This window comes from Carnobacterium sp., from assembly GCF_040274425.1.
In genome coordinates, this window is record NZ_JBEMBC010000093.1 from 1 (window position 1) to 8,422 (window position 8,422).

Genomic DNA, 8,422 nt, shown 5'->3' on the forward strand with positions numbered 1-8,422 from the left:
ATGGACTTAAACTCATTCCAGTGCGGTTGTAGTTGTGGTGCTACACATTTACAACATTAACATCATACCAAATTGTATTGCCTGCGTCAATAAATACTTGTCTAAACCAAAAAAATACTAAAACAACTGTGCTTTAACTTTCAATTTTTCACTTTAAAAAGTCATCTGAAGACACAACTCTTGTCCCAAATGTTTCAGCAAACTCAATATCATGAGTGACGATTAGAATCCCTGTACCGGATAAAGCTATAGATTGAATCATTTTGCCGACTTCGTTTGAAGAATCTCGGTCTAGGGCAGAAGTTGGTTCATCAAAACAAAGAATTTTAGGGTTGAGCATCATGGACCGAGCAATTGCTGCACGTTGTTGTTGTCCACCTGATAATGTACTTGGATAAACATCCTTTTTATCTAAGATCCCCATTTGTGTCAGAAGTTGCTCAGCTTTTTCGACCGCTTGCTCTTTTGTCATCAATTTTTGATCTAACGGAGCTTCAATACAATTTTTCATGACCGTTAAGTTCGGAAATAATTGATAGTCTTGAAATACCATACCTATTTGGTTATTGTAGATCATTCGCTCTTTTTTTGAAACGTACTCTGCTTTATTTTCCGAAGTTTCACGACACAAATAATTCTCATCGATTGCTACTGTTCCATTATCAGCTTTTTCAAGTTGATTAAGGACTCTCATTAACGTTGTTTTTCCTGTACCTGATTTACCAACAAGCGTCACAATTTCTCCCGCTTCAATGGTGAAATCAAAGTTTCTTAAAACATCTATTCCATTGAACTGCTTCGTTAGGTTCGTTGCTTTCAATCCCATTTCCAACCATCTCCTTTAGTAATTTGCCTTCTTCTCAATAGCATTTAATAGCAGAGTTACTAACCCTGTTACTACTAAATAGATCACTCCAACTGCTGCATAAGGAATTAAAGAAGCATACGTATTGGCTGCAATTTGCCCTGCACGTAACAATTCGCCGATTCCTAAAATATAGATAAGAGAGGTATCTTTAACTAATGCAATCACTTCATTTCCTACTGAAGGCAGTACGACACGCATAACTTGTGGAATAATAATTTTTCTAAATCCATTTATTTTCCCAATACCCAATACTCTGATGGCTTCAAATTGACCTTTTGGAATAGATAAGATACCGCCACGGAATATTTCTGCGTAATAAGCTGCATAGTTGATCGTGAAGGTGAACACGGCCGCTGAAAAACGGTCAAAGGTTATTCCAACAAGAGGCAAACCGAAAAATACAACCATCAATTGTAACAACAATGGGGTTCCTCTCATAATATAAATATAAACTTGTATGATCCAAGATATCCATTTTGGAGCATAAACTCTTATACAAGCAATCAAAAATCCTAATGGAATGGTTACAATAACAATAATTAAAAATAGTAATAAGGTTGTTTTTAATCCATCTAACAAATTAGGGGTTATCTCAGCAATCAAGTCCATTATTCATTCACTCTTTTCCTTATTTAATTTATTCTGTGATCCATTTACTTTTAATTTCACCCAATGTTCCATCTTTCTCCATGTCAGTTAAGGTAGTATTCAATTTTTCTAAAAATTCAGTATCTGTCTTTCTAACACCCACTGCAGTATCCTCTTCAGCAAAGCTTTCCTCTAAAACACGGTATTTCCCAAGACCTTTTTGTTTCATTGTATACCGAGCGTATATTTCGCTGACTGCGATGGCTTCGCTTCTCTTACTGTCTAAGTCATTAAAGACATCATTGTATGACGGATATTGAATGATCTCTCCATTTGCAAATGTATCCATAACGCCACTTTCATGATTTGCTAATAAATCAACTGTGCTCGAAGATTGTTGTGCAGCTACTGTCTTTCCCTTTAAATCATCCCAAGTTTCTATTGGGCTATTTGCCAAAACCACAAATATTTGTCCTCCACCAGTATAAGGAATACTGAAATCAACTTTTTCTTTACGTTCTTCTGTAATAGAGTAGCCATTCCAAATCACATCAATATTACCAGAGTTTAATTCGGTTTCTTTCATTGCCCAATCGATAGGTTGAAATTCAATGTTCAACTCAAGCCGCTTCGCTACTTCTGTTGCTAAATCAATGTCTAGCCCCACTAAGTTACCTTCACTATCGCGAAAACCCATTGGCACAAATGTATCATCTAACCCTACTACCAAGGTGTCCCCAGGTTCACCTAAGAACACCTCAGCTTCTTCAGTACTTGTGTCAGCTGTATTCCCACAAGCCACTAAAAACAGTGAGAACATCCATAAACTCATCACTATGCTTATTTTCTTCATCTCTTTGCCCCCTAGGCTATATAGTACTTTACGTATCTTTCAAAAGAACATGTTCCCTTTTTTTTACTCAGCGAACCATTTAGCGTATATTTCATCATATGTTCCATCTGCTTTCATTTCTTCTAGAGCTTGATTGATAGCTTCTGTTAGTTTGTCATCTTCTTTACGCATACCAACAGCATATTCTTCTTCTCCAAAATTATCCTCTAACACACGGTAACTAATGTCTTCATTTTGCTTCATATAATAGCGACCAAGTGTTTCATCCACGACAATAGCGTCACTTCTTTCTGAAGCTAAATCATTAAACACATCATTATTAGAAGGATATAAAACAACTTCTTCGTCCGCAAATTCTTCAATAATATTTGTCTCATCAGCATTGATGGCATCCACTGCACTTGAAGATTGTTGCGCAGCGACTACTTTCCCGCTTAAATCTTCTTTTGTTTGAATCTCGCTGTCTTCCAATACAATAATAATTTGGCTGTTTTCTAAATAAGGTGAACTAAAATCAACTTGTTTCTTTCTTTCATCCGTAATCGTATAGCCATTCCATATCAAATCAATATTTCCATTAGTCAATTCTGTTTCTTTTAAAGCCCAATCTATCGGTTGAAATTCAACAACTACATCTAATCTTTCACCAACTTCATTTGCTAAATCAATATCAAAACCTACGATTTCTCCGTTACTATCACGAAAACCCATTGGAGCAAAAGTGTCATCTAACCCTACTATAAGTTTACCTTCTTCAATAATTTGATCATATGAATCTGTCCTAGCTTCATTTGTGCTACATCCGGCTGCCAGTGCTGTAAATCCTAATCCTAAAATCATTGTTGCTAGTGTCTTTTTCATGTATAACGCCCCTTTTAATTTTATTGTATTTGTTTTTAAGCTGCAGTTCTTAAAAACAAAAAAAGCCCTTTGATTTTCTATTATCAGAAAATCAAAGGACGATTGATATCATTTATCGTGGTTCCACCTTTATTCGCAACTCCTTCACAGAAAGCTGCCTCATCATGTTCAAAACTACTAAACACTAGTACTATAACGGGTACTCCCGAATCAATTTACTTGTAGTAACATCTACGTTCAACTGTCAGCTCAGAGATGTGTTTTCAGTATAGTTCCTTAATTGCTCTCACCACCGCAATCTCTCTAAAAAGTTCCTAAACTTACTTTTTCTCTTCGAAGCTTTTAATCATTTTTTAATACTATAGCACACTTATTTCCGCTTGCCAAATAATTTCTGCCATAAAGTGGGTTTTTCTTTTGTCAACGTCATCAAAGGTACTGTTTCGCCTAAAATTCGACGAGCAATATTTCGATACCCTTGAGAAGCAGGATTCTTTGGATTTAAAACAATAGGATCTCCCTTATTAGAAGAGCGAACAACGTCATCATCATCAAAAACGATTCCTAATAAATCAATCGATAAATGTCTAGTGATTTCGTCAATGTCCATTACTTCTCCATCTTGCATCATCCGTTTACGAATACGATTTATGATTAAGCGAGGCGGTTCAAGTTCCGTTTGCTCTAAAAGTCCGATGATTCGATCTGCATCGCGAATAGCCGAGATTTCAGGGGTTGTCACTAAGATCGCTTGATCAGCTGCTGCAATCGAATTTTGGAAACCTTGTTCAATTCCAGCGGGGCAATCAATTAAAATATAATCGTATTCTTTTTTTAATTCAGAAACGATTTCAATCATTTGTTCACCATTTACGTCATTTTTATCTGCATTTTGAGCTGCAGGAAGCAAATACAAATTATCGTTAAATCGTTTATCTTTTATAATCGCTTGATGTAATTTCGTGCGGCCTTCTACCACATCAACAATGTCATAAATAATGCGATTTTCTAAACCAAGAATAACATCTAAATTTCTTAACCCAATATCCATATCTATCAGACAAACTCTCTTCCCTTGAAGAGCAAGAGCGGTACCTAAATTTGCAGTGGAAGTTGTTTTTCCTACACCGCCTTTTCCCGATGTAATAACGATTGCTATACCCATTCGTTTAATCCCCCAATCACTTTACCTAAATTTGGACGCATTTTTCTTAATTGTTCCAATGAATTAAAATCTAAAATATGTAGATCATTGATATAGGCAAATTCATTTTTTCTAATACTGTCTTGATGATTATTTTTCTTCTCTATGATCTGTATGCTGTCTGCAATTCTAACTTGAGCATCCGTATGAAAATCCGCCACAATCACTGCATTTGTATCTCCTTCAAATCCAGCATGTGCGATCCCCATCAATTCTCCAATGATAAAGATGCTTCCATTAGCTCGAAGCATGCCACCAGGATGGACCTTACCTACAAAAAGAAGGTTGCCTGGTGCTGTTAAAACCTGCCCACTTCTAACCGTTTGAACTTCCATTTGAAGGCTTACTGCCTCTTGCCATTCAATTGCTTTTTCATAGGTTACAACATTAGATGTGATTTTTTTAATTAGAAATGTACTTTTTGATTCGATTTCTTCAATCACTAGTTCTTGTTGTTCTTGAGATAATAGACGGTTTCCTGTTTTTATCTCCAAATAAATATCTTTTTGAACTTCTTTCGACCTTTTTTGTTCACCATATAGATGTTCAAGTAATTCATTTAATTCTTTCATGATGGATACAAAAGAAGCTGCTTCATCCAAGCTTAACACAAAGCTGCCTTTAGTTCCTTTTAACGTCACACTTTGTTTCACTTTAACAACTCCCTCAGCCAAAATGTTGATACTTAATGTCGGTTACTCTCCTTGGATATGTTCAATTATCTTTTTTAACGGATAAAATACAATAATAAACAAGACTAAATTCAAGAGCAATGTCGGCCCTAACCGGTCCGCCAAAAATGTTGCCCAATTAATAGTTGTGTACCCTAGCACTTGATAAAATAGATAAAGATAAGTTTCTATTAAACTTAGATTGATAATAACCATCATACCAATAACAACAGGATTAGGATTGAGAATTTTTTTTAGTTTTTCTGTTAAGTAGATGATTAAAGGAAATAGAAGAATGTATACTCCTAGTATTCCCACATAATAACTATCATAAATCAAACCAAAAATAACCCCATAAACCAGCATTCTACTTCTTGGAATATAAAAAGACATTAAGATAAGCACTAGTACGATCAACCTTGGGGTCATAGTTTTTGTACCTTCAAGAAATTGCACTGAAAAAATAGCAGTCAATAGTCCATCTAGTAAAAAGAAAAAAGTAATCACTAGCGGGATTAATGTAGTTGTTTTCCAATTCGCTGCCATTTACTCACCACTTTCAGCGGATCGTTTAATAAAGGTTACATAACGAATATCATTCGTATCTGATGCTGGAATAATGTAGGCTTCTTGTGACAATCCAAAAGAATCTAATTTAACTTCTTCAATCGTTCCTATCAGTAACGCACTAGGCGATACTCCGCCTAAACCAGAGGTCATCACTTGATCACCTTCTTTTAATTCGGCATCCGTTGTAATTTGTTTCATAACCAATCGATTGGTTTCAGGATCATATCCATTCACAATCCCATGCACAACCCCCTCATCTGTACTGACAGATGCTGCAACTCGATTATTATTTTGATCTAAAGTTGTTACTAACTGAATTTTTGAACTAGTAGGATTGACTTCTACAACACGTCCAATCAGACCATTTCCTGACATAACGGACATATCTAATTCAATACCATTTTGGCTTCCTTTATCTACAACGATTTGATCAACCCAACTATCAGGATTTCGACTAATTACTGCTCCATTGATTGATTCATAATCCGATAAGGTAGCTGTTAAATCCAACTGTTCTTTAAGCTTTTCGTTATTTTGTTTTAAATCTGCAATTTCTACTTCTGTTTCATACAGTTTATCTATTTTTGATTTCAATAATTGATTTTCTTCATACGTATTTTTTAAACGGTCTACTGATTCTAAAAAATCAACAACTGCATTCGTCGGTTTTGCTACTATACGAGAAACAACTGCAGTAATATCATTAGTAAGTTGTTGCAGGATAGGAATGTTCCCACTTCCTGTAATTGAAAAGGCTATCAGACCTAAAGAGACAATCATACTTACTAACAAAATGATTAGTTTTTTATTTGAAAAGAACTGATTCAAAACATCACCTCATTAATTTTACAGGCTTCATTTATTTTAACATAAGTTAACCTAAATAACTTGCCTAACTTGTTTCTTTTTTTACATGAAAATATGCGGGAAGAAAATAAACTTCCCGCACCTTTTCAACCTTATTTAGGCTTGCTTATCTATTTGCTCTTTTTTTATAGATATCAATGTGTTTTAGCGACTCTCCTGTACCGAGTGCAACACAATCAAGTGGTTCATTTGCCACGAAAACTGGAACGTCTGTTTCTTCTGCAATAACATCACCAATATTTTTCAATAAGGCTCCACCACCAGTTAAAACAATTCCATGATCAATGACATCTGCTGAAATTTCAGGAGATGTTTCTTCAAGAGTTTCTCTAACAGCCACAATAATGCCTTCTACGACTTCTTGAATAGCTTCAGCAATATCAACAGCTGAAATTTCTATCGTTTGTGGCAGCCCTGTTAACAAGTCACGGCCGCGAATGTCCATAACACCATACTCTGATGCTCTTTCAACAGAAGCACAACCAATTTGAATTTTGATTTGTTCAGCTGTACGTTCACCAATAAGCAAATTAAATTTTTTGCGTACATAATGAATGATAACATCGTCCATGCGATCTCCAGCCAAGCGAATAGAACGGCTACTAACAATTCCTCCTAATGCGATCGTAGCTACATCTGTGGTTCCACCACCAATATCCACTACCATACTTCCTGTAGGATCCATCACCGGCAAACCGGCTCCAATCGCTGCTGCAAATGGTTCTTCAATAATGAAAGCATCTTTTGCTCCTGCCATTCTGGTAGCATCAACAACGGCTCTTTTTTCAACTTCTGTAACCCCACTTGGCACACAAATCATGACAAATGGTTTAGATGTTGATTTTCCAATTGCTTTCTCGATATAATATTTCATCATAGCTGCTGTCGTATCGTAATCCGCGATTACGCCATTCTTCATAGGACGAATAGCAATAATTGTGCCTGGTGTTCTTCCAATCATATTTCTTGCACCTTCTCCAACTGCAACAATTTCTCCTGTTACAGTATCTTTTGCAACTACTGAAGGCTCTCTTAAGACAATCCCTTTTCCAGCTACAAATACATTTGTGTTTGCAGTACCTAAATCAATTCCTATATCTTTATTTCCAAATCTAAACAAATGATTTCATCCTCTCAAGTCTACCTGATCTTTAATATTTATAGTTCTTTTCAGATTGATTGCAATTGTACCTCTTTTATTTAATACTGAAAGGTAGACACTTAAACAGTATAGCAAAAAACAGAATAGAATGCTCTAACCGAAACCATCATACTGTATTTTTTTACTTATGACATCAGTATTTTTTATATTTTAACACAAATTTAAGCAATTCCATATATAAGTAAACAAAATGAAATAGTCCTTTGAAACAAGACTACTGTTCTTTTTAGAAGCACATTCTCGTATTTAGAGGTTTTACTTCACAAAAAAAAGCCTAGTGAAAAATCACTAGGCTCTTAAAAATTTAAATGTTGTGCTTACGCTTTGTTTACGTTAGCTGCTTGAGGTCCACGGTTTCCTTCTTCAACGTCGAAAGTTACTGCTTGTCCTTCTTCTAAAGATTTGAATCCTTCGCCTTGGATAGCTGAGAAATGTACGAATACATCGTCTGCTCCTTCACGTTCGATAAATCCAAAACCTTTTTCTGCGTTAAACCATTTTACTGTACCTTGTTCCATAATGAAATTCCTCCTCGTGCCTTATAGCACATATAATGATATTCTTGCTAACGGTACGAATCAGACTGTATTAAAACAATTCTAAGTGCTCCCTAACAAAAACATTACAGTAATTGTAGCATTCATTTATTAAAAATTCAAGAGAAACACTAGTATTTTTATACAAAAAAAGAAGCTAGTCAAAGACTAGCTTCTTAAACAATTTTAATTTTAAATTAAGCTTTGTTTACGTTTGCTGCTTGAGGTCCACGGTTTCCTTC

General features: G+C 35.4%; 10 protein-coding genes and 1 other annotated feature. All 10 genes read right to left on the minus strand.

All coding sequences use genetic code 11. The features are described from left to right. Positions 1 to 148: 148 nt before the first annotated feature. The 10 genes from ABS911_RS13040 to ABS911_RS13085 all read right to left on the minus strand — a co-directional run bounded on the left by ABS911_RS13040 (position 149) and on the right by ABS911_RS13085 (position 8,162). Positions 149 to 826, minus strand: coding sequence for an amino acid ABC transporter ATP-binding protein (locus ABS911_RS13040; protein ID WP_350467916.1), 678 nt, complete (start codon positions 824 to 826; stop codon positions 149 to 151). 15 nt (positions 827 to 841) lie between these two features. Further along, positions 842 to 1,477, minus strand: coding sequence for an amino acid ABC transporter permease (locus ABS911_RS13045; protein ID WP_350467917.1), 636 nt, complete (start codon positions 1,475 to 1,477; stop codon positions 842 to 844). A gap of 28 nt (positions 1,478 to 1,505) precedes the next feature. Further along, on the minus strand, positions 1,506 to 2,309 hold the full coding sequence (locus ABS911_RS13050) for an amino acid ABC transporter substrate-binding protein (RefSeq protein WP_350467918.1): 804 nt from the start codon (positions 2,307 to 2,309) through the stop codon (positions 1,506 to 1,508). Between the two features lie 63 nt (positions 2,310 to 2,372). After that, the gene (locus ABS911_RS13055) at positions 2,373 to 3,170 is read right to left on the minus strand and encodes an amino acid ABC transporter substrate-binding protein (RefSeq protein WP_350467919.1); all 798 of its coding nucleotides are present in this window, start codon (positions 3,168 to 3,170) and stop codon (positions 2,373 to 2,375) included. Positions 3,171 to 3,261: 91 nt separating this feature from the next. Then, positions 3,262 to 3,516: a binding site (T-box leader), on the minus strand. A 24-nt stretch (positions 3,517 to 3,540) separates the two neighbouring features. Then, the gene (gene minD, locus ABS911_RS13060) at positions 3,541 to 4,335 is read right to left on the minus strand and encodes a septum site-determining protein MinD (RefSeq protein ID WP_035022280.1); all 795 of its coding nucleotides are present in this window, start codon (positions 4,333 to 4,335) and stop codon (positions 3,541 to 3,543) included. Further along, positions 4,326 to 5,027 carry a septum site-determining protein MinC gene (locus tag ABS911_RS13065; protein ID WP_350467920.1) on the minus strand — a complete coding sequence of 234 codons (702 nt, stop codon included), beginning with the start codon at positions 5,025 to 5,027 and terminating at the stop codon, positions 4,326 to 4,328. The genes minD and ABS911_RS13065 overlap by 10 nt, the downstream gene beginning before the upstream one ends. A gap of 42 nt (positions 5,028 to 5,069) precedes the next feature. After that, complete coding sequence (gene mreD / locus ABS911_RS13070) at positions 5,070 to 5,591, minus strand: rod shape-determining protein MreD (protein ID WP_350467921.1); 522 nt, start codon at positions 5,589 to 5,591, stop codon at positions 5,070 to 5,072. Continuing rightward, positions 5,592 to 6,443 carry a rod shape-determining protein MreC gene (gene mreC / locus ABS911_RS13075; protein WP_350467922.1) on the minus strand — a complete coding sequence of 284 codons (852 nt, stop codon included), beginning with the start codon at positions 6,441 to 6,443 and terminating at the stop codon, positions 5,592 to 5,594. 145 nt (positions 6,444 to 6,588) lie between these two features. Then, positions 6,589 to 7,602 (minus strand): rod shape-determining protein, encoded by a 1,014-nt coding sequence (locus ABS911_RS13080; protein ID WP_350467923.1) that lies wholly within the window; start codon positions 7,600 to 7,602, stop codon positions 6,589 to 6,591. Between the two features lie 359 nt (positions 7,603 to 7,961). Continuing rightward, the gene (locus ABS911_RS13085) at positions 7,962 to 8,162 is read right to left on the minus strand and encodes a cold-shock protein (protein ID WP_013710477.1); all 201 of its coding nucleotides are present in this window, start codon (positions 8,160 to 8,162) and stop codon (positions 7,962 to 7,964) included. Positions 8,163 to 8,422 lie beyond the last annotated feature (260 nt).

What these genes read in the sequence shown, in the direction of transcription:
- ABS911_RS13040 (WP_350467916.1), bottom strand. Translation starts at nt 826, where the DNA reads ATGGGATTGAAAGCAACGAACCTAACGAAGCAGTTCAATGGAATAGAT.
- ABS911_RS13045 (WP_350467917.1), bottom strand. Translation starts at nt 1,477, where the DNA reads ATGGACTTGATTGCTGAGATAACCCCTAATTTGTTAGATGGATTAAAA.
- ABS911_RS13050 (WP_350467918.1), bottom strand. Translation starts at nt 2,309, where the DNA reads ATGAAGAAAATAAGCATAGTGATGAGTTTATGGATGTTCTCACTGTTT.
- ABS911_RS13055 (WP_350467919.1), bottom strand. Translation starts at nt 3,170, where the DNA reads ATGAAAAAGACACTAGCAACAATGATTTTAGGATTAGGATTTACAGCA.
- minD (WP_035022280.1), bottom strand. Translation starts at nt 4,335, where the DNA reads ATGGGTATAGCAATCGTTATTACATCGGGAAAAGGCGGTGTAGGAAAA.
- mreD (WP_350467921.1), bottom strand. Translation starts at nt 5,591, where the DNA reads ATGGCAGCGAATTGGAAAACAACTACATTAATCCCGCTAGTGATTACT.
- ABS911_RS13085 (WP_013710477.1), bottom strand. Translation starts at nt 8,162, where the DNA reads ATGGAACAAGGTACAGTAAAATGGTTTAACGCAGAAAAAGGTTTTGGA.